This is a genomic window from Aminobacter sp. BE322 (assembly GCF_050433525.1).
Lineage (GTDB): Bacteria > Pseudomonadota > Alphaproteobacteria > Rhizobiales > Rhizobiaceae > Aminobacter.
The window spans coordinates 158831-184482 of sequence record NZ_JBNPXB010000001.1 but is presented as its reverse complement, the minus strand read 5'-3'; the positions used below and the strand labels follow the sequence as shown (position 1 = coordinate 184482).

The following is a 25652-nucleotide window of genomic DNA, read 5'->3' as shown; positions in this document are numbered from 1 at the left end:
CGGGGCGTCCTAGAGGCCGAGAGCCGCTGCTATCTTCACGGCGGCTTCGTCCCAATCGTCGGTCACGACGATGCCCTCGGGGAGCGGGGGCAGCAGCCGGCGCATGTCCCTAAAGGCCATCAGGTTGAACAGGTGCGCGTCGGCGACCGCCTCGCGCACCGACACCAGGTTGTGGGGAATGTCGTCGACAAAGGCGACGGGCCGGCCGCTGTCGCCCCTCAGCAACTTCAGCGCGGGGCACTTGGCGGTCTCGGTCGTCAGTAGCGGGTAGGGGAATCCCAGCGCGTCGAGATGGAGCCGCCGGACGTCGCGATACCGGTGCGGCATGGCCGTGAGCATCACGATCTCCGCCCCCGCCGCCAGCATCGCCACCGCCTCGGGGGCGCCTCGCGTCGCCGTCTGCCATTCGCGCTGGGCATGGAAGAATTCGTCGATCAGCGACCTGACCGCATCCTGGTCCAGTTCGCTGCCGCTCCGGCGGTCGACGATGTTGCCGGTCAGCCTGAACGACCTCAGCAACAGTTCGCACCCCTGCGCCTCGAGGAAGCGCATGAAAGGTGCGGTGAATTCGAGCAGCACCTCGTCCACGTCCAGCACCAGCAGCGGGCGGCTGTCTCGGGCGAGTTCGGCGATCTGGCGTGCGGTCTCGGGGTCGTCGCTCATGTCGAACGGTCGTAGTCGTCGTTTCCAAGCGGCAGGGCGCGCAGGGCCTTGGCGACCTCGCCCGGGGCGACGCCCGCCTCTTCCGCAAAGCGCAGCAGCGTCGGTTCATGCGCAAGCACGAAGTTCAGCACGCCCGCCATGAAACCCGGCTCGGTCGCGACGCGGCGGATCTGGTGCGGCTCTATGCCGGTGATGGCCAGGAAACGCGGCAGCAGCTCGGCATCTGATGCAACGAAGCCGAGCGCCCGGATGGCCAGGGCTTCGGCGTTTTCGCGCTGCTTGTCATCCTTGAACATGTGCGCTCCGACCGTTGCTACCCCTCACGGAGTAGCGGCAAGGCGGTCGCACGGCAACCCGCAAAGCGTGGTTCAACCTGCCGTGGGTTGGCAGCGGCGTTTTACGTTTCGTAATGTTCTTGAGTTAATGTCGGATTCGGGCTTGGTGTGCGCGGTCGCCGCGCAAGATGATTGCTGTCGAATCGCGGCGCGCAATCCGGACGGAAATTCGATGGCTAAGAAGGTGATGATCGTCGAGGATAACGAGCTCAACATGAAGCTCTTCCGCGACCTCATCGAAGCAAGCGGCTACGAGACCGTGCGCACGCGCAACGGCCTGGAGGCGCTCGACCTCGCCCGCAAGCATCGGCCCGACCTCATCCTGATGGATATCCAGTTGCCCGAAGTGTCGGGGCTGGAGGTCACCAAATGGCTCAAGGAGGATGACGACCTTCACACGATCCCGGTGATCGCCGTCACCGCCTTCGCCATGAAGGGCGACGAGGAGCGCATCCGCCAGGGAGGATGCGAGGCCTACATCTCCAAGCCGATCTCGGTGCCTCGTTTCATCGAGACGATAAAATCCTATCTCGGCGACGCCTGACATGCTCGCCGGTTGTCACAGGGTATCGGCATGACCGCTCGCATCCTCGTTGTCGACGATATTGCGGCAAACGCAAAACTGCTCCAGGCCCGGCTGCTCGCCGAATATTTCGAAGTCTCGACGGCGTCGAACGGTCCTGACGCCATTTCCGCGTGCGAGAACGGCAACGTCGATGTCGTGCTCCTCGACGTCATGATGCCGGGCATGGACGGGTTCGAAGTTTGCCGCCGGCTGAAGGCCGAGCCGGCCACCTCCCACATCCCCGTCGTCATGGTGACGGCGCTCGACCAGGCAGCGGACCGGGTGCGCGGGCTGGACGCAGGCGCGGACGATTTCCTCACCAAGCCGGTCAACGACCTGCAACTGGTGACGCGGGTCAGGAGTCTGGTGCGCCTCAAGATGCTGACCGACGAATTGCGCCTGCGCGCGTCGTCCACCCACAGGATCGGCGTCGAAGGTCTGCTGTCGCATTCCGGCCTGCTGCAGGATTCGCTGCCACGGGTGCTGTTGATCGACGAGCAGACTTCGTCCGCCTCCCACATATGCGCATTGCTCGACGGGGCTGCCGAAGTGGACCTTGCTCTGGACCCGCAGGCCGGCCTCTTCCAGGCTGCCGAGGGCGGCTATGAGTGCGTCATGGTCTCGACCGGCTTCGCTGCGTTCGACCCGCTGCGGCTGTGCTCGCAGCTGCGCTCGCTCGAACGCACGCGCTCGCTGCCGATCGTGCTCTTGGCCGGGACCAAGGAGGACGAGCGTATCATCAGGGGGCTTGAGCTGGGCATCAACGACTATCTCGTTCGCCCCCTCGACCCGCAGGAACTGATTGCACGCCTGCGTACGCAGGTGCGGCGCAAGCGCTACAACGACGAACTGCGCCAGAGCGTCAGCCAGACCATCGAGATGGCCGTCACCGACGGGCTGACCGGCCTGCACAACCGCCGCTATCTCGACGGTCACCTGCCGAAGCTGTTCGAGCGTGCCGTCGCCCGGCGGCGGCCGCTCTCGGTGATGATCACCGATCTCGACCGCTTCAAGCAGGTCAACGACACCTATGGCCACGACGGTGGCGACGAGGTGCTTCGCGAATTTGCGCGCCGATTGAGGAAAAGCGTCCGGGGCATCGACCTTGCATGCCGATTTGGCGGCGAGGAGTTCGTGATCGTGATGCCCGACACGGACGGAGCTCTTGCCGAGGTCGTGGCCGAGCGGATCCGCAAGGAGGTTGCCCAGACGCCGTTTGCAGTCAGCGGCGCGGCCAAGCCGATACCGGTCACCGTCAGCGTAGGTGTGTCGTCGCTGCGGCAGGAGGGCGACAGCGTCGCCGGCTTGATGAAGCGTGCCGACCTTGCGCTCTACGACGCCAAGACCGCTGGCCGAAATCGGGTGGTTGCAAGCGCTGCGTAGGGCTGCAACCTCCGAATGGCCAATAGAGCTAAGCTCAATTGTTTACCTTGTTCCGCGTGATTCGCAGCCGTGGTTAAGAAAGTGTTGATTTCCAAGTAATCTTGCGCGACTGTGGAAACGAGAAAACGAACGGACGTCGGCACGAGGAGCTAGGCCGGCAAGTTCGCTCGATACCCCATGATGCTCAGGTCCGCCGCATCTCCTGGGTCCGTGGGGTCGGCCGGCCGGCACTGGCACATAGTGGCCTCCTCGTACCGCTGCCAGATAGCCGACCGGCCCCCTTTATCTTCCAATTTGAGCGAATGTCGCAGCAAAGGGGCTCGGACGCTTGGCTGTGTGATGGCGTTTGGCTGCAGTGCCAAAAACAAAAACGCCGCCCGGGGGGCGGCGTTCGGCAATCGGATCTGGATCCGAATTACTTGATCTTCGTTTCCTTGAACTCGACGTGCTTCTTGGCGACCGGGTCGTACTTGCGGAACGACAGCTTCTCCGTCTTCGTGCGGCTGTTCTTGCTCGTCACGTAGAAGAAACCGGTGTCGGCGGTCGACAGAAGCTTGATCTTGATGTTTGCAGCCTTGGCCATGATTCTCGTCCGTTAGATGTCTGGTGTTGCAACCGCCTCATGACGGGAAACGACCCCGGACGCGGAAAACTTGGCGCGACACATAAAGATCGCGCCTGGAAAGTCAAGCCTCGGAGCGCGAAAGCCTCGATTTCACGGCGATCCGCCCCAGTCCGAGGGCCATGTAACCGGCGAAGAACACAGCCAGAGCCCAGCCGAATCCGTTGGGGCCGAACACGTCCATGAAGATGCCGATCGCCTGGGGGCCGAGGATCATGCCCAGGCCGTAGCAGAAGATGAAGGCGGCATTGGCGGAGGCAAGGTCGCGGCCGGACAGCTGCGCCCCCAGATGGGCGAGGCCAACGGTGTAGAGGGCGGCGACCACGCCGCCCCACACGAACAGCATGCCGGCCATGACGTGCCAGTTGCCGGCGATCCAGGGCATCGCGAGGGTTCCGGCCAGGCCGGTCGCGGCGCAGATGAGCAGCAGCGTGCGGCGATCGCGCACGCGGTCGCTGATCATGCCGATCGGAATCTGCAGGATGACGTTGCCGAGGCCGATCATGGTGAGCAGCATCGCCGCGTCGCCCTCGCTGTAGCCGATGCGCTGGCCGTAGACCGGAAACAGCGCGAAGCCGCCGGTTTCCACCGCGCCGAACACGAGCACGGCCGCCGTCGCGGTGGGCACGATCCAGATGTAGCGGAAGAAGCCGCCGCTGCCGCCTTCGGCCACGATCCGGGGGCTTTCGGCACGCGCGAGCAGCACCGGGATCGAAGCCAGCGTCACCAGTCCGAAAGCCAATCCAAAGGGCAGGAAGCCGTCGCTGCCGATCTGGGAAAAGATCCACGGGCCGGCGGCGAAGCCGAGCGATAGAACGGTGGCGTAGATGCCGAGCACGAGGCCGCGGCGGTGGGGCGGCGCGCAGGCACTGATCCAGAACTCCGACAGGATGAACAGCACGGTGAGCGCGAAGTGAAGGATGGCCCTGAGCGGAAACCACATCCAGAATGCGTCGACGAAGTAGAAGCCGACGAAGGCGAGGGCGCCCGCAAAGATCATTGCGAGCATGGTCCAGACCACACCGAAGCGCATGGCGATCGGCGTGGCGACAGGTGCCGCGGCGATCGAGGCGATGCCCGCGACGGCGGTGTTGAGCCCGATCATCGACGACGAATAGCCGCGCGATTCGAGAATCACGCTGAGCAGGGGAATGCCGAGCCCGATGGCTATGCCGACGACGCTGATCGAGCCGATGGCGGCTGAAATCGATCGCCAATGCACGCGCTCGTCGCTCTCGGCCTCCCGGATGGTCTCGTTCATAACAGGGCGGCCTACAGAATGACGCGCCGGAAGCGCTTGTTGAGCATGCGGTAGAAAGGCACCCGGCCACCGGGGCTGAGGTCCGGATCGCCCTCCAGCCGCTGCCTGAGATCGGCGAGCACCGACCGCGTGATCTCGGGAATGTCGGCCTGCATCGCCTGTTCGAGCGGCAGCCATACCAGTTCCTCGAGTTCGTTGGTCGGCCCGCCTTCCGGCAGTTCGACAGCCACGTCGCTGCGCCAGGCCGAAAGGAAGCGCGTGTCGAAGCGCCTGACGCGCCCCGGGGGCGTGATCGCGCGGGCGATGAAGCGCAGCGGGGCGAGGGCGGGCTCCACCCCCTGTTCGGCGAATCCCTGCCAGTCGGGCTTGGTGGTGGCGAAGGTGCTGCGCCGCCCGATCAGCAGGCCGGCCTCCTCATAGGTCTCGCGGATGGCCGACAGGGCGATTGCGCGGGCGCGGGCCTCGCTGACGCGTCCGATGCCGGCGCACAGTTTTTCCAGCTCGGCGGGATGCAGTTCATCGGCGACGCGGATGCGGCTGTCGGCCGGATCGGTGCGGCCGCCGGGGAAGACGAATTTTCCGGGCATGAAGGCGTGCTTCATGTGACGGCGTCCCATCAGCACCAGCACATCGCCGCCCTTGCGGTCGAGGAGGATGAGCGTCGCCGCGTCGCGCGGCCTGAGCGGAGCGGGGCCGTTCGCCATCTCGCGCGCCTCGATCCGGTCGAGTTCTGCTTTACTGATGCCATCCATCGCGGCTGTCCTAACGGAATGTCGGGGTGGAGGGAAGCGCTTGGCCGCAGGCGGGCATTGCGCCAGCGGGAGGTTCAGGCCTCGGGATGACCCTCGATCTCGTCGTCCTCGCCGCCGAAACCGTGCATGTAGAGCGCCCACTGCATGCCCACGACCCCTCCCTTGACGGGGCGCAGCAGGGCGAGGGCCGAAATGATGGTCAGCGGCACCCAGATCGCCAGGTGCTGCCAGGTGGAGAGCGAGGTCGTCGCCTCCACCGCCATGAAGGTCCCGACGACGATGTGACCGACGATCACCACGACGAGATAGGCCGGCAGGTCGTCGGCGCGGTGGTGGAAGATCTCCTCGCCGCAAACGGCGCAGCGGTCGACGGTCTTGACGAAGGATGCAAACAGCTTGCCTTCACCGCAGTTCGGGCACTTGCCCAACAGGCCCCGCTTGATCGCCGGCCACAGCGGGCGCGCCTGCCGGTCGACCTGCTGGTGTCCGCCGCCGAAAACCTGTTCTTCCATAGTCATCTCCTGCCGCGCGGTCCTCGTCTCGGCTGGGAGGCGCGGGCACGCGTTCGTTGCCCCTTCGCCTTGTGGAACGACCGCTTCGAGCCGGGCAGGGGCTTCGGTTCGGTCAGCATCTCGAAGCGCATGGCGCCGGCGAGCGGGGCGATTTCGACCAGCCTGACCTGAACGCGGTCGGCCAGCTGATATCCCTTGCCGGTGCGCTCCCCGAACAGCGAGCGGGCAGCTTCATCGAAATGATAATAATCGTCACCCAAGGATGACACGGGGATGAAACCATCCGCGCCATATTGCGGCAATTGGACAAATAGTCCCGCCTTGACGACGCCGGAGATGCGGGCATCGAAGGTCTCGTCGACACGCTCGGCCAGGAAGCCTGCGATCAGCCGGTCGACGGTGTCGCGCTCGGCCGCCATGGCGCGGCGTTCGGTCTGCGAGATCAGCCCGGCGATTTCTTCCAGCCGCGCCTCCTCGGAGGGCGTCAACCCGCCGGGGCCGAGGCCGAGCGAGCCGATCAGCGCGCGGTGGACGATGAGGTCGGCATAGCGGCGGATCGGCGAGGTGAAGTGCGCGTAGCGGCGCAGGTTGAGTCCGAAATGCCCGATGTTGTCGGGGTTGTATTCGGCCTGGCTCTGCGAACGCAGCACCACCTCGTTGACCAGTTGCTCGTTGTCTTCGCCGCGAACGCGCTCGAGGATGCCGTTGAACTGGCTCGGCCGCATCTGGGCGCCGCGGGCCAGCGACAGCCCGATCGTCTGCAGGAATTCGCGCAGCGATTCCTGCTTGGCGAGCGAGGGGCCGTCGTGGATGCGGTACACCAGCTTCTGCTTCTTGTTCTCCAGCGTCTCGGCGGCGGAGACGTTGGCCTGGATCATGAACTCCTCGATCAGCTTGTGGGCGTCGAGGCGGTCGGGCACGACGACGCTGTCCACGGTGCCATCCGGCTTGAGCAGGATCTTGCGCTCCGGCAGGTCGAGCTCCAGCGGCTGGCGCGCGTCGCGGCCGCGCTTGAGAACGTCATATGCCGCCCAGAGCGGCTTGAGGACGGTTTCCAGGATCGGCGTCGTCTTGTCGTCCGGCGTGCCGTCGACGGCGGCCTGGGCCTGCGGATAGGCGAGGCGGGCGGCCGACCGCATCATGACGCGGTGGAAGGAATGCCTGACCTTGCGGCCCTCGGCCGAGAAGGTCATGCGGACGGCGAGTGCCGGCCGGTCGACGCCTTCGCGCAGCGAGCACAGGTCGTTCGAGATCCGTTCCGGCAGCATCGGCACGACCCGGTCCGGGAAATAGACGGAGTTGCCGCGCTTCAGCGCCTCGCTGTCGAGCGCCGTGCCCGGCCGCACATAGGCCGCAACGTCGGCGATGGCGACGGTGACGATCACGCCGCCCTGGTTCTTCTCGTCAGTGTCCGGCTCCGCATAGACGGCGTCGTCATGGTCCTTGGCGTCGGCCGGGTCGATGGTGACGAGCGGCAGTTCGCGCCAGTCCTCGCGGCCGTCGAGCGTGGCCGGCCGGATGGCCTCGGCCTCGGCAATGACCTCCTGCGGGAAGATATGCGGAATTTCGTGGGCGTGGATGGCGATCATCGAGACCGCCTTCTCGTTGGTCAGCGAGCCCAGCACCGAGATGACCTTGGCGCGCGGCAGGCCGTAGCGGCTCGCGCGGGCCGGCTCGACCTCGACCAGGTCGCCCGGCCTGGCGCCGTTCTGGAATTCCTTGTCGACCACCAGCTCGGGCTGGCGGCGCTCGACCGGCTCGATGCGGAAGGTGCCGTCGGCGAGGATGCGGAAGATGCCGAGAACCGTGTCGGTTCGCTTCTCGAAGACCTTCATCACGCGCGCGGTGTAGGCCGGCTCGTTCTCGGGTTCGATGTGGTCCTCGATCGGAAAGGTCTTGGCGAGCACGCGGTCGCCGACGCCGGGCGTTGGCCCGTTGCCGCCACGCGGCAGCCTGATCTGGACGACGGGGCCATCCGGCTGCTCCGACGGGCGGGCCAGAAGCGCGCCTTCCTCGTCGCGGCCGAAAATGTCGAGCACCGCGACATGCGCGAGTTGCCCGACCCGGTGCAGGCGCTTGCGGCTCTTCTCGAGCAGCCCCTCGTCCTGCAAGTCGCGCAGCAGGCCCTTCAGCCAGATGCGGTCGTCGTTCTTGAGCGCGAAGGCCTTGGCGATGTCGCGCTTGCCGCTGTGATCCGGGTTCTCCGCGATGTAGCGGAGAACCTCGTCGCGCGAGGGGCGGTAGACATCCTTGCCCCTGACCTCGTCGCTTGCGGCGCGTCTGGAGCCGGCGTTTCGTCCGGAAATCTTGCGCGCCAAGGTGGGTCAGTCCTTCTTTTTGGCTTTGCTGGCCGGCTTTTTGGCCCCGCCGCGAGCCGGCTTCTTGGCCCCCCCGCCTTTCGCCTCTCGCTCGGCGATCAGGACGAGGGCTTCCTCCAGCGTCACCGAGGCGGGGTCCTTGCCCTTCGGCAAGGTAGCATTGACCTTGCCGAAATTGACATAGGGTCCGTAGCGCCCGTCGCGGACGGTGACGTTGCCGCCGCCGCCGGGGTGCGCTCCGAGGTCCTTGAGCGCTGCCGGCGTGCCGCCACCGCGCGCGCCCTTGCCCTTGGACTGCTTCTCGGCGAGCACGGTCACGGCCCGGTTCAGGCCGATCGAGAACACGTCCTCGATGCTCTCGAGATTGGCATAGGTGCCGTCGTGGAGCACGAAGGGTCCGTAGCGGCCGAGGCCGGCGGAAATCATCTTGCCGGTTTCGGGGTGCTGGCCGACGTCGCGCGGCAGCGCCAGCAGCGCCAGCGCCTTCTCGTGGTCGATGGTTGCCGGTGTCCACCCCTTGGGCAGGCTGGAGCGCTTGGCGTCCTTGCCGTCGCCGCGCTGGATGTAGGGGCCGAACCGGCCGCTGCGCAGCGTGATCTCCTCGCTGGTGTAGGGATCGGTGCCGAGAACCTTGGTTCCGTCTTCCAGGCCGCCGTTCTCGCCATTGCCGTTCGGGCCGTCGAGCTGGCGGGTGTAGCCGCATTCGGGATAGTTCGAGCAGCCGACGAAGGCGCCGAACTTGCCGAGCTTGAGCGACAGGTTGCCGGTGCCGCATTTCGGGCAGATGCGCGGGTTCGAGCCGTCCTCGCGCTCCGGGAAGACCAGCGGCGCCAGTTCCTCGTTGAGCGCGTCGAGCACGTCGGTGACACGCAGTTCCTTGATCTCGTCGACGGCGCCCGAAAAGTCCTTCCAGAAGTCGCGCAGCACGTCGCGCCAGGCGAGCTTGCCGTCCGAGACTTCGTCGAGCTTCTCCTCCAGCGAGGCGGTGAAGTCGTACTCGACATAGTGCTCGAAGAAGCTCTCCATGAAGGCTGTCACCAGCCGCCCCTTGGGCTGGGGTACCAGCTTGCGGTTGTCGATCTTCACGTAGTCGCGGTCTTCGAGCGTCTTCAGCGTCGCGACATAGGTCGACGGACGGCCGATGCCGAGCTCCTCCATCTTCTTGATGAAGCTCGCCTCGGAGTAGCGGGGCGGCGGCTCGGTCGTATGCTGGGTGGCGTTGATGGTTTCGCGCTTCAGCGTCTCGTCGGCGCGGATCTCGGGCAGCCGGCGGTTTTCCTCGTCCTCCGAATCCTCGTCACGCTGGTCGGTGTAGGCTGCGATGAAGCCGTCGAAGCGGGTGACCGAACCGATGGCGCGCAGGCCCGCGAGCTTGGCGCCGTTGCGCGCCTCGATCTCGACGGTCGTGCGCTCGATCTCGGCCGGCTGCATCTGGCTGGCGATGGCGCGCTTCCAGATCAGCTCGTAGAGCCGTGCCTGGTCGGCGTCGAGATATTTGCGCATCTCGGCCGGGCTGCGGTTGAAGTCGGTCGGCCGGATCGCTTCGTGGGCTTCCTGCGCGTTCTTGGCCTTGGTCGTGTAGAAGCGCGGCTTCTCAGGCAGGTACTTCGCGCCGAACATCTTGCCGATGGCGTCGCGGGCGGCACCGATCGCCTCGGGCGCCATCTGCACGCCGTCGGTACGCATGTAGGTGATCAGGCCGGTGGTCTCGCCGCCGAGGTCCATGCCTTCGTAGAGGCGCTGGGCAACCTGCATGGTCCGGGTCGCCGAGAATCCGAGGCGCGAGGAGGCCGCCTGCTGCAGCGTCGAGGTGGTGAAGGGCGGCGCGGGATTGCGCTTGGTCGGCTTCGCCTCGACCGAAAGCGCCTTGAACGATGCGCCTTCCAGCATGGCCTTGATGTCGTCGGCCTGGCCCTGCGAGGAGATGTCGAGCTTCTGCAGCTTCTTGCCGTCGTAGGCGACGAGCCTGGCTTCGAAGCTCTCGCTGCGCGGCGTGCCCAGGATCGCGGCGATCTGCCAGTACTCTTCGCGCACGAAGCGCTCGATCTCGGCCTCGCGGTCGCAGACGAAGCGCAGCGCCACCGATTGCACGCGGCCGGCCGAGCGTGCGCCGGGCAGTTTTCGCCAGAGCACCGGAGAGAGCGTGAAGCCGACGAGGTAGTCGAGCGCGCGGCGCGCCAGATAAGCATCCACCAGCGGCGGGTCGATCTCGCGCGGGTTGGCGATGGCGTCGAGCACGGCCTGCTTGGTGATCGAGTTGAAGGCGACCCGCTTGATCGACTTGTCCTTCAGCACTCGCTTTTGCTTGAGCACTTCGAGCACGTGCCAGGCAATGGCTTCGCCCTCGCGATCCGGGTCGGTTGCGAGGATGAGCCCGTCGGCATCCTTGACCGCCTTGGCGATGTCGGAAAGCCGCTTGGCAGACGCCGTGTCGACCGACCAGGACATGGCGAAGTCGTCATCCGGCTTCACCGATCCGTCCTTGGCCGGCAGGTCGCGGACGTGGCCGAACGAGGCCAGAACCTTGTAGTTCCGGCCCAGGTACTTGTTGATGCTCTTCACCTTGTTGGGTGACTCGACGACGACGACGTCCATATGCGGCTGATTTTCCACTGAAGCGCCTGACAACGGCTAGGGCGCGTGACGGACAGATTTCAATTCGCACGTCAAATGGCCGCCCTTTTTCGTCCGGTCAAGGGGAGGGGGGCAAAAACGGGCAGTTTGCCGAGTAATGCAACCTAGGGTTATTGATATGACAATGTTGCAATCTGTAGTCGTTTTGCTATATTTCCGCCATTGCCGGTTGAGCAACTCTCGCCGGCGGATGCCGTGGCGCGTACTGGGACCCGTCAGGCACTTTCGAAGGACAGTGATGCCATGCATCAGAGTGCGCCCGTCCGACGGCGGGCCGAAACCTTGGACTATATGCAGTCGATGCTCGGTCAGCTGCGGCAGATGGCCGAAGCCGAGCGTTGCCACATGCTCGCCTACCTCATCGAGATGGCATACATCGAGACGGGCGACATCCTGCGCGGCGAGCGCCCGTCAGTCGTCCGGCGTGACGAGCGAAACCCGTCCGCCTGAGTGGCGTTCGAGACGGCCGGCCAGGTCGAGCTCCAGCAACACCATGAATATCTGCGCCGGGTGCAGTCCGGTATGGCGAATGAGTTCGTCGACTTCGACCGGGACCGGACCCAGGGCTTCGACGATGCGCGCTCGGTCGCCTTCGGCGGGCGGCGGTGCCGCGGCGAAATCCGGGGGCTCCTCGACCTTCGGCGGCGTCGCCGGCAACTCGCCGCCGGCGAGTGGGGCAAGTGCCTCGATCACGTCCGAGGCATCCGTCACCAGCGTCGCCCCCTCCTTGAGCAGGCCGTTGGTCCCGGCCGCGCGCGGATCGAGCGGCGATCCGGGAACGGCGAATACCAGGCGGCCAAGTTCCGCCGCGAGCCGCGCGCTTATCAGCGAACCGGAGCGCGTCGCCGCCTCGACCACCACCAGCCCGAGCGCCAGGCCGGCGACGATTCGGTTGCGCCGGGGAAAATCCTGCGCCCGCGGCTCCCAGCCGAACGGCATTTCGGAGACGATCGCGCCGCGGCTGGCGATCTCGTCGCACAGGTCGCTGTTTTCCGGCGGATAGGGTCGGTCCAGGCCGCCGGCCAGCACCCCCACGGTCCCGGTGTCGAGGCTGCCATGGTGGGCGGCCGTGTCGATGCCGCGCGCCAGGCCCGAGATCACGGCATAGCCGTTGCGGCCGAGCTCGGCGGCCAGCGTGCGCGCCATCTTGATGCCGGCGAGCGAGGCGTTGCGGGCGCCGACGATGGCCACCGGCGGCAGGTGCAGGACGGCGGCCGTTCCCTTCAGCGCGAGGAGGGGAGGCGGGTGGTCCATCCGCCTGAGCATCGGCGGGTAGTCGGCCTCGCCGATGGCGACGAACCGGGCGCCGAATCGGCGGGCCGCTTCCAGTTCGGCCTCGGCTTCGGCCACGGAGGGGATGCGCACGCTGCGCTGGGTGCCGCCCGCGCGCATGACCTCGGGCAGCATCTCGATCGCCGTCTCGGCCGAGCCGAATCGGTTGACGAGGTCGCGGAAACTCGCCGGACCCACATTGGGCGTGCGGATGAGGCGCAGCCAGTGAAGCCGCTGCCGGTCGCTCAGTTGCGGCCCGGCGGCGGCTTGGCTCATCCCTTGGCTCCGATCCGCGATTCGGTGCCGGAAAGCAGCCGCGCGATATTGGCGCGGTGGCGAATGAACACGATCACGCTCATCAGCGCGAGCAGGCCCGCGGCCTTGGGAAGGTCCATCACGTAGAGGGCGACGGGGATGACCACCGCCGCGGCGAGGGCGGCGAGCGAGGAGTAGCGGCTGACGAGTGCAACCAGCAGCCAGGTGGCGGCGAAGATCAGCGCGCCGAGATAGGAGAGGCCGAGCAGGACGCCGAGATAGGTGGCGACGCCCTTGCCGCCCTTGAAGCCGAGCCAGATCGGATAAAGGTGACCGATGAAGGCGCCGAAGCCCGCGAAGATCGCGGCGTCGTGGCTCCAGCGGCTGGCGATCATGACCGCGACGGTGCCCTTGAGCGCATCGAGCAGCAAGGTCGCGGCAGCCAGCTTCTTGTTGCCGGTACGCAGCACGTTGGTGGCGCCGATATTGCCGGAGCCGATCTTGCGCACGTCGCCGAGGCCGGCCGCGCGCGTCAAGATCAGGCCGAACGGGATCGAGCCGAGCAGGTAGCCGAAAACGGCAGCCGCGATCAGCACGCTCACCGCCGTCGGAAAAATGTCGTCCGGCATCAAGATACTTATTCTCCCCCGTGGCCGTCAGGCCGCGAATACTGTGCGACCGGCGACCATGGTTTGCAAGACCTTGCCCTGGAGCCGAGCGCCTTCGAAGCAGGTGTTCTTGGAGCGCGAGCGGATGTCCGTTTCGCGCACGATCCACGGCTCGTCGAGGTCGACGAGCGCGAGGTCGGCTGAGGCGCCCGGCCGCAGCGTGCCCCCGGGCAGGCCGAACAGCCTGGCGGGTGCCGTCGACAGCGCCTCGATGATTCGGATGAGCGGTACGTCGCCGTTGTGATGCAGACGCAGCGCCACCGCGAGCAGCGTCTCGAGCCCGATCGCACCCACGGCTGCGTCGGCGAAGGGCAGGCGCTTGGTGTCGACGTCCTGCGGGTCGTGCGAGGAGACGATGATGTCGACGACGCCGTCCCTCAGCGCCTCGATCATGGCCAACCGGTCCTCCTCGGCGCGCAGCGGCGGCGCCAGGCGGAAGAAGGTGCGGTACTCGCCGACGTCGTTCTCGTTGAGCGACAGGCTGTTGATCGACACGCCCGCGGTGACCTTTGCGCCATCGGCCTTGGCGCGCGCGACCGCGCCCGCCGCCATCGCCGTCGAGATCTTGGCGGCATGGTAGTTGCCGCGCGTCAGCCGGGCCAGCGCCAGGTCGCGCTCGAGCGGGATGGTTTCGGCTTCGCGCGGGATGCCGGACAGGCCGAGCCAGCTGGCGTAGAGGCCTTCGTTCATCACGCCCGACGAGGCAAGGTCCGCATCCTGCGTCTCGTGGGCGATGACGGCGCCGAAGTCGCGCGCATAGGTCAGCGCCCGGCGCATCATCAGCGAATTGGCGATGGTGTGGCGCCCGTCGGTGAAGGCGACGGCACCCGCCTCGCGCAACAGGCCGAATTCGGTCATCTCGTGGCCGTCGAGGCCCTTGGTGATCGCGGCTGCCGGGAAGACGTTGATCGACGCCGTTTCCTTGGCGGTGCGCAGCACGAACTCGACGAGTGCGACATTGTCGATCACCGGGTCGGTGTCGGGCATCATCACGATGGACGTCACGCCGCCCGTGGCTGCGGCAACGCTTGCCGATGCGATGGTCTCGCGATGTTCGGCACCAGGTTCGCCTATGAAGACGCGTCCGTCGACGAGGCCCGGGACGATCGCCTTGCCGGCGCAGTCGATGACCTCGGCGCCCTCGGGCACACCCTGGTTCAGGGCCGCCGCACCAGCCGCCGCGATCTTCTTGCCGTCGACGATGACCGAGCCGGTCTCGTCGATGCCGCGCGAGGGATCGACGACGCGGGCGCGCTGGAAAACCGTGATGCTCATGCGTTCATTCCGTCGCGATTGCGGCGCGGGTCGAGCAGCGCCTCCATCACCGCCATGCGCACGGCGACGCCCATCTCCACCTGTTCCTGGATGACGCTCTGCGGGCCGTCGGCGATTTCGGAGGCAATCTCGACGCCGCGATTCATCGGGCCGGGATGCATGACGAGCGCGTCTTCCTTGGCCGCCTTCAGCTTCTCTGCATCGAGGCCCCAGTAGCGGAAATATTCGCGTACCGACGGCACGAAGGCGCCGGCCATGCGCTCGCGCTGCAGGCGCAGCATCATCACCACGTCGGCGTCCTTGAGGCCCTCGGCCATCGACTGGGTCACCTCGACGCCCATCTGGGCGATGCCCGAGGGCAAGAGCGTCGAAGGGGCGACGACGCGGACGCGGGCGCCGAGCGCGTTGAGCAGGAGAATGTTGGAACGGGCGACGCGCGAATGCAGGATGTCGCCGCAGATCGCCACGGTGAGGCGTCCGATCCTGCCCTTGGCGCGGCGGATGGTGAGGGCGTCGAGCAGCGCCTGGGTCGGATGCTCATGCGCGCCGTCGCCGGCATTGACCACCGAACAGCCGACCTTCTGGGCGAGCAGGGCGGCAGCACCCGCCGACTGGTGGCGGATGATGAGGATGTCGGGCCGCATCGCGTTCAGCGTCATCGCCGTATCGATCAGCGTCTCGCCCTTCTTCACCGACGAGCTTGCCACCGACATGTTCATGACGTCGGCGCCCAGCCGCTTGCCGGCGAGCTCGAAGGACGATTGCGTGCGCGTCGAGGCTTCGTAGAAGAGGTTGATCTGGGTGCGCCCCCTCAAGGTCGAGGTCTTCTTCTCGGACTGGCGCGAGATTGACACGGCTGCGTCGGCACGATCGAGCAGCAAGTCTATGTCGGAGGGGGAAAGGTCGCGTATGCCAAGAAGATGGCGGTGCGGGTAGAGCGGCAGGTGCGGAGCGTCGGTCATCTCAAGCCGCTGCTATAGGCTGTGCTTAAGTGACCCGCAAGCCGACTTTTGGATGCCGAAAGTTGTCCCCCGGGATTTTCGTCGCAAGAAAGCTGCGCCATAAGCTATCGATAAGCATTTCGGCTATAAAGCCGGCCAAGGGCAGCGGATTCGTGCCGTCGCCAGACCGATGAAGGACAAGCGTGACGCAGGACGTGCCGAACCAGCCCCCACCGCTGACGGGCAGCAATGCCTGGCGCGGCGACCCGCTGCTGATCCAGATCGCGGAGAATTTTTCGGAGCCGGTCCGGCGCGATCTGGACGGGCTGGGACGCTTCGTCTTCACCCACGAGGCGCAGGATCTGGCGCGGCTCGCCAACAGCGAGGTGCCGAAGCTCAAGACCCATGACCGGCAGGGACGCCGCATCGACCAGGTCGAGTTCCACCCGGCCTACCATGCCCTGATGCGGCGTTCGATCGCCGGTGGCCTGCACTCGTCGGTGTGGGAAAACGGCGAGGCTGAGACGGGCCGCAGGCACCAGGTCCGCGCGGCGCGCTTCTATCTCACCGCCCAGCTCGAATGCGGCCATCTCTGCCCGATCACCATGACGAGCGCTTCGCTGGCCGCGCTGATGGCGAGCCCGAAGCTGTTCCGCGAATGGGCACCGCGGGTGACCACGCGCAAATACGACCAGGCGCAGAAGCCGCCGGTGGAAAAGACCGGCCTGACGCTCGGCATGGGCATGACCGAGAAGCAGGGCGGCACCGACGTGCGCGCCAACACCACCAGGGCCGAGCGCGCCGGCGGCAGCTTCTATCGGCTCAACGGCCACAAATGGTTCATGTCGGCGCCGATGTCCGACGCCTTCCTGATGCTGGCGCAGGCGCCCGAGGGGCTTTCCTGTTTCCTGGTGCCGCGCATCCTGAGCGACGGTTCCGCCAACGGGCTGCAGTTCCAGCGCCTCAAGGACAAGCTCGGCAACCGCTCAAACGCTTCGTCGGAAGTCGAGATCCAGGATGCCATCGGCGACCTGGTGGGCGAACCCGGCGGCGGCGTGAAGACGATCATGGACATGGTGACGCTGACGCGCCTCGACTGCGCGGTGGCGTCATCGGCCATCATGCGGGCGGGGCTTGCCGAGGCGGTTCATCACACGCGCCATCGCCAGGTGTTCGGCAAGAACCTGATCGACCAGCCGCTGATGCAGCGGGTGCTCGCCGACATGGCGCTCGACGTCGCCGGCGCGACCGCGCTCGCCTTCCGCCTGGCGCGTTCCTTCGACGAAGCCGCCAGCGACCGCAGCGAGGCAGCGTTCGCGCGCGCCATGACGCCGGTGGTGAAATACTGGGTGTGCAAGATCTCGCCGGCGCTGCTCTACGAGGCCATGGAGTGCCTGGGCGGCAACGGCTACGTCGAGGAGATGGCGATTGCGCGCCATTATCGCGAGGCGCCGGTCAACGCCATCTGGGAAGGTTCCGGCAACGTCATGGCGCTCGACGTCCTGCGCGTCCTCGGCAGGGCTCCGGGCCTGTTCGACGACGTTCTGGCCAGCATCGAGCGCGATCTCGGCGCGGGCGGGCGCAGCATCCTGGGCGTGCTCCGCGCGGCCATGCAGGTGGCCAATTCCGACGAGGGCTCGGCCCGCATCCTGACCGAGCAGCTGGCCATCTCGGCGGCGGCCGCGGAGTTGCGCCGCATGGGGGCAGGGCGCATCGCCGACGCCTTCATCGAGACGAGGCTCGCCGGCCAGTGGCGCGGCACCTACGGCATGCTCGACGCGCGCCACGATTCCCGCCTGATCATCGACACGCTCTATCCCCAGTCGAACTGAGCTCGCCGGGGGAAGCCGCCGCGACGCAACCTTGTATCCTCCGTCGCGCCGTTAACCTTAACGAATGGTTTACGTTGCGCGGCGGGGACGCAAGGGTCACAGTCTTCCGCGAACAGGCGGTATTCCCCCATGCGCGTTTCAAGGCACCAGCCGGACATCGGCGAACTCCAGGGCTCCCAGGCCCGGGACGGCATGTGATGCGCTATATTTTCGCGGCCTGGGCCACGCCACTGGTGCTCTTCTGGGGCTGGTACTTCCTGTCGATCAACGACATCAACTTCGGCACCCCGTGGTTCAGCCGGGCGCTGAACCTCGCGATCTTCGACCTCTACGGCGAGGTGCTGGGCGTCGACCCGGCCGCGATCCCGTGGATGATCGCCAAAGCCTGCGTCATCGACTCGCTGATCCTGCTGGCTATCTGGGCGTTCCGCCGCCGCAAGGCCATCTCGGTGAAGTTGCGGTCGTTGCGGGCGCGCTATTTTCCGGCGGAATCCGCCCCCAGCGCCTGAAGCCGGTCCAGCACGCCCTGGAGGATGAAGGCGGCGGCGGCCGAATCGATCCGCTCGTCGCGCTTCCGGCGCGAGACGTCCATTTCGATAAGGACCCGCTCCGCCGCCACCGTCGACAACCGTTCGTCCCAGAAGGCGAAGGGAAGTTCGGTCAACGTCGAGATGTTGCGCACGAAGGCGCGCGACTTCTGGGCGCGGGGGCCCTCGGAGCCATCCATGTTGATGGGAAGCCCGATCACGACGGCTGCGACATTCTCCTTGGTCAGGAGCCCGATAAGGGCGCCGGCATCCAGCGTGAACTTCTTGCGCATGATGACCGGACGCGGGTGCGCGAAGGACAGCCCGCGGTCCGAAACGGCCACGCCGATCGTCTTGTCGCCGAGGTCGAGGCCGGCGAGCGTCTTGCCGCCGGCGAGCAGGGCTGGAAGCTGTTCAATGGTGACGACGGCCACGCGGCTTTCCTTTTGACATGCGATCGCGGCGTTCTATCCTCTGGCCGGACAAATAGCGAGGAGTGCCGGACGAATGAAACTGACCTGGTACGGACATTCGGCGTTCCGCATCGAGGCGGCGGGCGCGAAGATCCTGATCGACCCGTTCCTGACCGGCAATCCGTCCTGGGGCAAGTCGTGGGAGCAGGCGGCCGAGGGCGTCACCCACGTGCTCATCACCCATGGGCATGACGACCACATCGGCGACGCCGTGGCGGTCCTGAAGAAGACGGGCGCCATGCTGGTCGCCAACTTCGAGATCTGCATGTACCTCGTCGGCAAGGGCGTCAGCGACAGGAAGATCAATCCGGGCAATCTCGGCGGCACCGTCGATTGCGGCGGGTTCACCACCACCTTCGTCAACGCGCTGCATTCGTCCTCCGCCGGTGGCGCGGGCGGGTCCAACACCTATCTGGGTAACCCCGCTGGGCTGATCCTGCACTTCCCGGACGAGCGCACGCTCTATCACATGGGCGACACCGACATCTTCTCCGACATGGCGCTGATCAACGAGTTGCACGAGCCCAAGGTCGGCATCGTGCCGATCGGCGACCGCTTCACCATGGGCGGGGCCGTGGCGGCACTAGCCTGCCGGCGCTTCTTCAATTTCGAGACCGTGCTGCCCAGCCACTACGGCAGCTTCCCGATCATCGACCAGACGGCAGACAGATTCGTCGCCGGGCTCGAGGGCTCGGGCGTCGAGGTGGTGCTGCCGAAGGTGGGCGAGGCGAGGGAAATCTGAAAGCGGCGGCCTGCCGCTGCGCCAAGGGGGGGCTTCGATGCGTGATTGGCGACTGCTTGCAGCCGTTGCGGCGCTTTTCCTGGGTGTCCAGATCGCGGCGGCCGAGGAATTCGTCAAGGGCGTCTACCTGCAATCCGAGGAGCTCTGCGCCAAGGCCAAGAAGGAGACGCTGCAAGCGGTCATCGACGACGGCAACCTGGTACTGTCGGCCAACGGCATCGAAAGCGTCGAGTACAATTGCGAGTTCCTGAACATCGCAAGGGGAGCGCGCTCGCCGGCATGGGCTGTCACCGCGCTCTGCCAGGAGCCGGGTCACCTGTTTCCGGACGTGTTGTCGATCCTCGAACTCAGCCCGACGCAGCTCGATCTGGTATCGGTGCGGACCGTCGATGCCGAAAGCGGCCAGACCAGCAATGCCGGCACCTACTACCTCTGCGACGGCGTCACCATGCCGTGAGTGCGATCATGCGTGTTGCGCCGCGCGCGCCGCGCCGTTATAGCCGCCAATGATCCTTTCCCCCGGTCTGCCGGAGTTTTTCGATGTCCGTTGATCTCAAGACAGTCAAGCGCGTCGCGCATCTCGCCCGCATTGCGGTGAGCGAGGAGGATGCCGAGCGCATGACCGGCGAACTGAACGCCATCCTCGGCTTCGTCGAGCAGCTCAACGAGGTCGATGTTTCCGGTGTCGAGCCGATGACCTCGGTGACGCCCATGGAGATGAAGAAGCGCGTCGACACCGTCACCGACGGCAACAAGGCCGCCGACATCGTCGCCAACGCACCGGCGACCGACGAGAACTTCTTCCTGGTGCCCAAGGTGGTGGAGTAAGCCCCGGTGGCCATCGATATCGCGGTCGAAAGCCCGTTGCAGGATGAGGTTCGCGGCCTGATCGCCGAGCTCAACGCGACCCTGCTCGAGCTGACGCCGCCGGAATTCTGCTTCCATATGACGGCCGAGCAGATGGCCGAGCCGGATACCACGGTTTTCATTGCCCGCGACAACGGCGAGGCGGTCGCCTGCGGCGCCCTGAAGCGCCACGACGATTGCGTTGGCGAGGTCAAGCGCATGTACACGCGCCCGCCCCACCGCGGCAAAAGGATCGGCGCCGACATCGTCGGCCGGATCGAGGCAATGGCGCGCGAGGAAGGCATTACCCGCCTGGTGCTGGAGACGGGCGACCGTCATCCGGCCGCCTGGGCGGTCTATGAGGGCGCCGGCTTCAGCCGCTGCGGCCCGGTACTCGACTATCCCGACTCGCAATGGTCGGTTTTCTACGAAAAGAATCTTTCGAGCTGAGCACATGACCGATCTGACCAGACTGACGATTGCCGAAGCGCGCGGGAAGCTGCGCGGCAAGGAGATCACCGCTTCGGAGCTGACCGAGGCCTATGTGTCGGCCGTCGAGCAGGCCAATCCGACCTTCAACGCCTATGTCGCGACGACGCCCGACAAGGCGCGCGAGATGGCCAAGGCATCGGATGCCAGGCTCGCCAGGGGCGAGGGCGGGGCGCTCGAAGGCATTCCGCTCGGCATCAAGGATCTGTTCGCCACCGAAGGCGTCCACACGCAGGCCTGCAGCCACGTGCTCGACGGCTTCAAGCCGCGCTACGAATCGACCGTCACGGCCAATCTCTGGGCCGACGGCGCGGTCATGCTGGGCAAGCTCAACATGGACGAGTTCGCCATGGGCTCGTCCAACGAAACCTCCTACTACGGCCCGGTGGTCAACCCGTGGCGCCGCTCGCGCCTCGACCAGGTCGTGACGCCGACCACCCATCAGGGCGACGGCGGCTTCGTTTCCGCGGGCGGCGCCAGGACGGCGCGCACGCTCGACAACGCCCAGCTGGTGCCGGGCGGCTCTTCCGGCGGCTCGGCCGCTGCCGTTGCCGCCTGGCTCTGCGCCGGTGCCACGGCCACCGACACCGGCGGCTCGATCCGCCAGCCGGCCGCCTTCACCGGCACCGTCGGCATCAAGCCGACCTACGGCCGCGTGTCGCGCTGGGGCACCGTCGCCTTCGCCTCGTCGCTCGACCAGGCCGGTCCGATCGCCCGCGACGTGCGCGACGCCGCCATCCTGCTCAAGTCGATGGCTTCGGTCGATCCAAAGGACACGACATCCGTCGACCTGCCGGTGCCGGACTACGAGGCGGCCATCGGCAAGTCGCTCAAGGGCATGAAGGTCGGCATCCCGAGGGAATACCGCGTCGACGGCATGCCGGACGATATCGAGGCGTTGTGGCAGAAGGGCATTGCCTGGCTCAAGGACGCCGGTGCCGAGATCGTCGACATCTCGCTGCCGCACACCAAATACGCGCTACCCGCCTACTACATCGTGGCGCCTGCCGAAGCCTCGTCCAACCTCGCCCGCTATGACGGCGTCCGCTACGGCCTGCGCGTGCCGGGCAAGGACATCGTCGAGATGTACGAGAACACGCGCGCCGCCGGCTTCGGCCGCGAGGTCAAGCGCCGCATCATGATCGGCACCTATGTGCTGTCGGCCGGCTACTACGACGCCTACTACCTGCAGGCGCAGAAGGTGCGCACGCTGATCAAGCGCGACTTCGAGCAGGTCTTCGCCGCCGGCGTTGACGTCATCCTCACCCCCGCAACGCCTTCGGCCGCCTTCGGCATCGCCGACCAGGACATGGCCTCCGATCCGGTCAAGATGTACCTCAACGACATCTTCACCGTCACGGTGAACATGGCCGGCCTTCCGGGCATCGCCGTGCCTGCCGGCCTCGACGGCCATGGCCTGCCGCTCGGCCTGCAGCTGATCGGGCGGCCGTTCGACGAGGAGACGCTGTTCCAGACCGCGCATGCGGTCGAGCAGGCGGCCGGACGCTTCGCGCCGGAGAAGTGGTGGTAGGCGCTTCGCGCCTGCCTTGAGGCGATGTTCTTCTACCTCTCCAAAATCTTCTGGTTCTTCGCCCAGCCGCTCAATTTCGCGATCCTCCTGCTGGCGTTCGGGCTCGCCGCCAGCTTCTTCAGGCGGCGCCGCCTTCTCCGAACGGCGTCGTTCCTGGCCTTCCTGATCCTTGCGATCGCGGCCTGGACCTCGCTCGGCGCCGCCCTGCTGACCCCGCTCGAAGAGCGCTACCCGCGGCCAGCCGCACCGGACAACGTCGCCGGCATCGTCGTGCTCGGCGGCGGCTTCGAGGGTGCGATCAACCTCGCCCGCGGCGGCTACGAGCTCAACAGCGGCGGCGATCGCTTCGTCGAAACGGCCGTTCTGGCGCGCCGTTACCCGCAGGCGAAGATCGTCGTCTCGGGCGGCACCGGCACGCTGGTCCTCGACGGCGAGGGCGATGCCGATACGGCGCCGCGCCTGCTCGAGGCGCTCGGGGTCTCGCGCGACCGGCTGATCCTCGAGAACCGCTCCCGCAACACCTACGAGAACGCGCTCTATTCGAAGCAACTGGTGTCGCCGAAGCCGGGCGAGACCTGGCTGCTCGTCACCTCGGCCTTCCACATGCCGCGCTCGATGGCGCTGTTTGCGAAGGCTGGGTTTGCCGTCGTTGCGTGGCCCGTCGACTACCGCACGTCCGGCCAGGAGGGTATCGGCCTGTTCGCCGACAACCCGGCCGATTCGCTGCAGAACACGACGATGGCCTTGCGCGAATGGACCGGGCTGCTCGCCTACTGGCTGTCCGGGCGTATCGACGAGCCTTTCCCCGGTCCCTGAAGCAGGACGGCCCGCCGGGCTTCGGAGAAGAACTGGCGCCGGACCAGCACCGCCAGCAGCACCATGGTGGTGACGAAGAAGACGCTGGCGTCGACGAACCAGCCGAGGTAGCCGAGCGAGAAGAACACGCCGCGCAGCCCGGCGTTGAAATGCTTGCCGCCAAGCACGTTCATGCGCGTGGCCCGCATCACCGCCAGGCCGATCTCGTCATCGGGCTCGCCGCCGGCGCGAAGCTGCGGCACCGCGCCGATCAGGATCGAGCAGTAGTTGAACAGGCGATAGGCCCAGCCGAACTTGAAGAACGAATAGGCGAGCACGACGATCAGGCCGAAGACCTTGATCTCGAACAGCGGCCGCGCCGTATCGCCCGCCAGCGGCACGTCGCTCAGCACCGCCAGCACGCGGTCGGACGCACCCAGCAGGGCGAAGCAGCCGCCGATGGCGATCAGCGAGCTCGACGCGAAGAAGGCCGTGCCCTGCTGCAGGCCGTTCATGATCGAGGTGTCGACGATGCGGACCTCGCGGCGCGCCATGGTCGCCATCCAGGCGGCCCGCTGGGCATTCATCGCCCGCGTGAGCGACATGCGCTTGACGATATAGCCCTCGGCCGCCGCGGCGTGAAACACCCAGCCGGCGACGAAGAACGCCAGCGCGGCCACGTCGAGTGTGCTCATCAGGCCGAGGATCGAGAAGGAATCGCCGTTCATCCGCTAGAGATAGCACGGCGGGAAGCGCGTTTTCGAGAGCGCCTGTCTGCCACGCCGTCGCCGCACATGCTGATGATTTATGAACCAATACGTCGGCTTAAATCTATGAATCCATTAAGGTGATGGCCTCGATGGGCGGCGGCGTACGCATGCTTGCCATGGTTTCGCCATCTTTGGCCGTTGCGAAATCCCCGGCAAGGGCGTATCCAGCAGTCCCACTCGGGACAGGCTGCATGGCCGGCGAAATCGCCGGCCCGCCCAACGACAAGGGTCTTGCGACACATCATGGACGACGGCGTTCAGAAATCCTGCTGGGGCTTGACGGCCAAGGCAGTGCTCGGTTTTGCGGTTTTTCTCCTCCTCGCCTGGCTCGTCAGCGGCAATGCCGAAAAGGTGGCGGCCGTGACTGCCGGATGATCCAATCATAGAGAAAAATGGATACAGAAAGCGCGGCGGAGCCGCGCTTTTTTGCTATGTGGCAAATGTCGCGCGATGATCAGGCGGCGTCGGAGCGTGCCAAGCATTGGTGTAGAATGGGCGGGAAGATCGCATGGATACGCGACCGTCGCCGCAGGGGAGTGAAACTTGTTCCTATCGGTATTTGACCTGTTCAAGATCGGCATCGGTCCGTCGAGTTCGCACACGATGGGGCCGATGACGGCGGCGGCGCGCTTCCTCGACGAGGTTCTCAACGGCGACTGGCCCCGCCCGGCCGGCGCCAGGGTCGACAGGCTGGCGGCCAGCCTGCACGGCTCGCTTGCCTACACCGGCGTCGGCCACGGCACCGACAGGGCCGTCATCCTCGGCCTGACCGGATTGACGCCCGTGACGGTCGATCCGGACAAGACCGACGCGATCATCGACGAGGTCTCGGAGGACAAGAGGGTCTCTCCCCCCGGCCATCCGTCCTATCGATTCGACCCCGCCGTCGACCTCGTGCTCGACAAGAAGACGCCGCTGCTCGGCCACGCCAACGGCATGGCCTTCTATGCCTATGATTCCGGCGACCGGCTGCTGCTCAAGCGCATCTACTATTCGATCGGCGGCGGCTTCGTCGTCTCCGAGGAACAACTGCAGCGCATGAAGGCCAAGACCGCGGCGCCCGCCCAGGGCAAGCGCGTGCCATATCCGTTCTCCAACGCCGTCGAGATGCTGGCCATGGCGGCGCGGAGCGGGCTCTCCATCGCCGAGATGAAGCGGGCCAACGAGGAAGTTCACATGCCGCGGGGCGACCTCGACGCCGGCCTCGACGCGATCTGGGACGCCATGAGCCGCTGCATCGACCGCGGCTTGTCGCAGGACGGCATCATGCCGGGCGGGCTGAAGGTGCGCCGCCGGGCGCGCCAGCTGCACGAAAAGCTGCAGGAGCAGTGGAGCCAGAACCGGCCCAATCCGCTGCTCGCCAACGACTGGCTGTCGATCTACGCCATGGCGGTCAACGAAGAGAACGCGGCCGGCGGGCGCGTCGTCACCGCGCCGACCAACGGGGCGGCCGGCACGCTGCCGGCGGTACTGCGCTACTGGCTGCACTTCCATGTCGAGGCCGACAAGGAAAGCATCCGCGACTTCCTGCTGACCGCAGCCGCCGTCGGCGGCATCATCAAGACCAACGCGTCGATCTCGGGCGCCGAGGTCGGCTGCCAGGGCGAGGTGGGGTCCGCTTCGGCGATGGCCGCCGCCGGGCTGTGCGCCGTCATGGGCGGCACGCCGGAGCAGGTGGAGAACGCGGCCGAGATCGCGCTCGAGCACCATCTCGGCATGACCTGCGATCCTGTCGCCGGCCTCGTCCAGGTGCCGTGCATCGAGCGCAACGCGCTCGGCGCGGTGAAGGCCGTCACCGCCGCATCGCTGGCGATCAAGGGCGACGGCAAGCATTTCGTTCCGCTCGACGCCGCAATCGAGACCATGCGCCAGACCGGCATGGACATGAGCGAGAAGTACAAGGAAACCAGTCTCGGCGGCCTCGCGGTCAACGTCGTGGAGTGCTGAAGCTTTCCTTCTCCCCGTTCACGGGGAGAAGGTGGCCCGAAGGGCCGGATGAGGGGCGGCGCATCGATCTGCGAGGGTGGCTCAGTCCGTCTTCCGCCTGCCCGTCGCGGTGATGGTTGCCGGAGCCGAAAGCAAAAGCCTGGACGAACGGCTGTCGGAGGCGATCGAGCGCGCCGCAGGCGCTGCCTGAGCTGTGGGCGAGAGCCTGTTCGTTGTTGACCGCAGCACTTGTCGCGCCCATGTT

27 protein-coding genes are annotated in these 25652 nt (G+C 66.4%); 13 read left to right on the top strand and 14 right to left on the bottom strand.

All coding sequences use genetic code 11. The features are described 5' to 3' along the window. Positions 1-9 precede the first annotated feature (9 nt). The gene (locus tag J2X50_RS00895; protein ID WP_429090661.1) at positions 10-663 is read right to left on the bottom strand and encodes a hypothetical protein; all 654 of its coding nucleotides are present in this window, start codon (positions 661-663) and stop codon (positions 10-12) included. Continuing rightward, on the bottom strand, positions 660-959 hold the full coding sequence (locus J2X50_RS00890) for a DUF3572 domain-containing protein (RefSeq protein ID WP_429090659.1): 300 nt from the start codon (positions 957-959) through the stop codon (positions 660-662). Before J2X50_RS00890 ends, J2X50_RS00895 begins: the two co-directional genes overlap by 4 nt. 211 nt (positions 960-1170) lie before the next feature. Between J2X50_RS00890 and J2X50_RS00885 the strand changes: the two genes are divergently transcribed. Together J2X50_RS00885 and J2X50_RS00880 are read left to right on the top strand one after the other, a co-directional pair. Further along, positions 1171-1542 carry a response regulator gene (locus J2X50_RS00885; RefSeq protein WP_108607955.1) on the top strand — a complete coding sequence of 124 codons (372 nt, stop codon included), beginning with the start codon at positions 1171-1173 and terminating at the stop codon, positions 1540-1542. Positions 1543-1572: 30 nt separating this feature from the next. Continuing rightward, entirely contained in the window at positions 1573-2946 is a 1374-nt protein-coding gene (locus J2X50_RS00880; RefSeq protein WP_429090657.1) for a PleD family two-component system response regulator, read from the top strand. Between the two features lie 415 nt (positions 2947-3361). Here J2X50_RS00880 and rpmG read toward each other — a convergent pair whose 3' ends face one another. From rpmG to topA, 6 genes are all read right to left on the bottom strand, one after another. After that, positions 3362-3529 (bottom strand): 50S ribosomal protein L33, encoded by a 168-nt coding sequence (gene rpmG / locus J2X50_RS00875; RefSeq protein ID WP_019173400.1) that lies wholly within the window; start codon positions 3527-3529, stop codon positions 3362-3364. A 103-nt stretch (positions 3530-3632) separates the two neighbouring features. Then, positions 3633-4829: an MFS transporter gene (locus J2X50_RS00870; protein ID WP_429090655.1), complete on the bottom strand. Its 1197-nt coding sequence runs from the start codon at positions 4827-4829 to the stop codon at positions 3633-3635. Between the two features lie 11 nt (positions 4830-4840). Continuing rightward, the gene (locus tag J2X50_RS00865; RefSeq protein ID WP_429090653.1) at positions 4841-5581 is read right to left on the bottom strand and encodes an NUDIX hydrolase; all 741 of its coding nucleotides are present in this window, start codon (positions 5579-5581) and stop codon (positions 4841-4843) included. A 74-nt stretch (positions 5582-5655) separates the two neighbouring features. Next, positions 5656-6093, bottom strand: coding sequence for a DUF983 domain-containing protein (locus tag J2X50_RS00860; protein WP_429090651.1), 438 nt, complete (start codon positions 6091-6093; stop codon positions 5656-5658). 2 nt (positions 6094-6095) lie between these two features. Then, on the bottom strand, positions 6096-8411 hold the full coding sequence (gene rnr / locus J2X50_RS00855) for a ribonuclease R (RefSeq protein ID WP_429090649.1): 2316 nt from the start codon (positions 8409-8411) through the stop codon (positions 6096-6098). 6 nt (positions 8412-8417) lie between these two features. After that, a complete protein-coding gene (gene topA / locus J2X50_RS00850) occupies positions 8418-11006 on the bottom strand; it encodes a type I DNA topoisomerase (RefSeq protein ID WP_429090647.1) in 2589 nt (862 codons plus the stop codon). 282 nt (positions 11007-11288) lie between these two features. Here topA and J2X50_RS00845 point away from each other — a divergent pair, with 282 nt between their 5' ends. Further along, positions 11289-11495, top strand: a complete 207-nt coding sequence (locus J2X50_RS00845; RefSeq protein ID WP_429090645.1) for a hypothetical protein — start codon at positions 11289-11291, stop codon at positions 11493-11495. Here J2X50_RS00845 and dprA read toward each other — a convergent pair. From dprA to J2X50_RS00825, 4 genes are read right to left on the bottom strand one after another with little or no spacing between them, the layout of a single operon-like run. After that, positions 11457-12593, bottom strand: coding sequence for a DNA-processing protein DprA (gene dprA, locus J2X50_RS00840; RefSeq protein ID WP_429090643.1), 1137 nt, complete (start codon positions 12591-12593; stop codon positions 11457-11459). The two genes, J2X50_RS00845 and dprA, sit on opposite strands and share 39 nt — an antisense overlap. Further along, complete coding sequence (plsY, locus tag J2X50_RS00835) at positions 12590-13201, bottom strand: glycerol-3-phosphate 1-O-acyltransferase PlsY (RefSeq protein WP_429090641.1); 612 nt, start codon at positions 13199-13201, stop codon at positions 12590-12592. The genes dprA and plsY overlap by 4 nt, the downstream gene beginning before the upstream one ends. 27 nt (positions 13202-13228) lie before the next feature. Then, positions 13229-14515, bottom strand: coding sequence for a dihydroorotase (locus tag J2X50_RS00830; RefSeq protein WP_429090640.1), 1287 nt, complete (start codon positions 14513-14515; stop codon positions 13229-13231). After that, positions 14512-15477, bottom strand: a complete 966-nt coding sequence (locus J2X50_RS00825; protein ID WP_429090638.1) for an aspartate carbamoyltransferase catalytic subunit — start codon at positions 15475-15477, stop codon at positions 14512-14514. The genes J2X50_RS00830 and J2X50_RS00825 overlap by 4 nt, the downstream gene beginning before the upstream one ends. 182 nt (positions 15478-15659) lie before the next feature. Here J2X50_RS00825 and J2X50_RS00820 point away from each other — a divergent pair, with 182 nt between their 5' ends. Further along, complete coding sequence (locus J2X50_RS00820; RefSeq protein WP_429090636.1) at positions 15660-17288, top strand: DNA alkylation response protein; 1629 nt, start codon at positions 15660-15662, stop codon at positions 17286-17288. A gap of 197 nt (positions 17289-17485) precedes the next feature. Further along, the gene (locus tag J2X50_RS00815) at positions 17486-17797 is read left to right on the top strand and encodes a DUF6105 family protein (protein WP_429090634.1); all 312 of its coding nucleotides are present in this window, start codon (positions 17486-17488) and stop codon (positions 17795-17797) included. Here the strand turns inward: J2X50_RS00815 and ruvX are convergent. Further along, positions 17764-18249 (bottom strand): Holliday junction resolvase RuvX, encoded by a 486-nt coding sequence (ruvX, locus tag J2X50_RS00810; protein WP_429090633.1) that lies wholly within the window; start codon positions 18247-18249, stop codon positions 17764-17766. The two genes, J2X50_RS00815 and ruvX, sit on opposite strands and share 34 nt — an antisense overlap. Before the next feature lie 73 nt (positions 18250-18322). On the opposite strand from ruvX, the gene J2X50_RS00805 reads away from it, so the two are divergent. The 6 genes from J2X50_RS00805 (at position 18323) to J2X50_RS00780 (ending at position 22712) form a co-directional block, all read left to right on the top strand. Next, on the top strand, positions 18323-19030 hold the full coding sequence (locus J2X50_RS00805; protein WP_429090631.1) for a metal-dependent hydrolase: 708 nt from the start codon (positions 18323-18325) through the stop codon (positions 19028-19030). Positions 19031-19067: 37 nt separating this feature from the next. After that, positions 19068-19487 (top strand): hypothetical protein, encoded by a 420-nt coding sequence (locus J2X50_RS00800; protein ID WP_429090629.1) that lies wholly within the window; start codon positions 19068-19070, stop codon positions 19485-19487. Positions 19488-19570: 83 nt separating this feature from the next. Continuing rightward, positions 19571-19858, top strand: a complete 288-nt coding sequence (gatC, locus tag J2X50_RS00795; protein ID WP_429090627.1) for an Asp-tRNA(Asn)/Glu-tRNA(Gln) amidotransferase subunit GatC — start codon at positions 19571-19573, stop codon at positions 19856-19858. Positions 19859-19864: 6 nt separating this feature from the next. Continuing rightward, a complete protein-coding gene (locus J2X50_RS00790) occupies positions 19865-20326 on the top strand; it encodes a GNAT family N-acetyltransferase (protein WP_429090625.1) in 462 nt (153 codons plus the stop codon). 4 nt (positions 20327-20330) lie between these two features. After that, the gene (locus J2X50_RS00785; RefSeq protein ID WP_429090623.1) at positions 20331-21896 is read left to right on the top strand and encodes an amidase; all 1566 of its coding nucleotides are present in this window, start codon (positions 20331-20333) and stop codon (positions 21894-21896) included. 24 nt (positions 21897-21920) lie between these two features. Next, on the top strand, positions 21921-22712 hold the full coding sequence (locus tag J2X50_RS00780) for a YdcF family protein (protein ID WP_429090622.1): 792 nt from the start codon (positions 21921-21923) through the stop codon (positions 22710-22712). Here the strand turns inward: J2X50_RS00780 and J2X50_RS00775 are convergent. Next, on the bottom strand, positions 22667-23419 hold the full coding sequence (locus J2X50_RS00775) for a DUF599 domain-containing protein (RefSeq protein WP_429090620.1): 753 nt from the start codon (positions 23417-23419) through the stop codon (positions 22667-22669). The two genes, J2X50_RS00780 and J2X50_RS00775, sit on opposite strands and share 46 nt — an antisense overlap. Positions 23420-23704: 285 nt before the next feature. Between J2X50_RS00775 and J2X50_RS00770 the strand changes: the two genes are divergently transcribed. Both J2X50_RS00770 and J2X50_RS00765 read left to right on the top strand, forming a co-directional pair. After that, on the top strand, positions 23705-23836 hold the full coding sequence (locus J2X50_RS00770; RefSeq protein ID WP_347965339.1) for a hypothetical protein: 132 nt from the start codon (positions 23705-23707) through the stop codon (positions 23834-23836). A 168-nt stretch (positions 23837-24004) separates the two neighbouring features. Continuing rightward, complete coding sequence (locus tag J2X50_RS00765) at positions 24005-25408, top strand: L-serine ammonia-lyase (RefSeq protein WP_429090618.1); 1404 nt, start codon at positions 24005-24007, stop codon at positions 25406-25408. Positions 25409-25652: the final 244 nt, after the last annotated feature.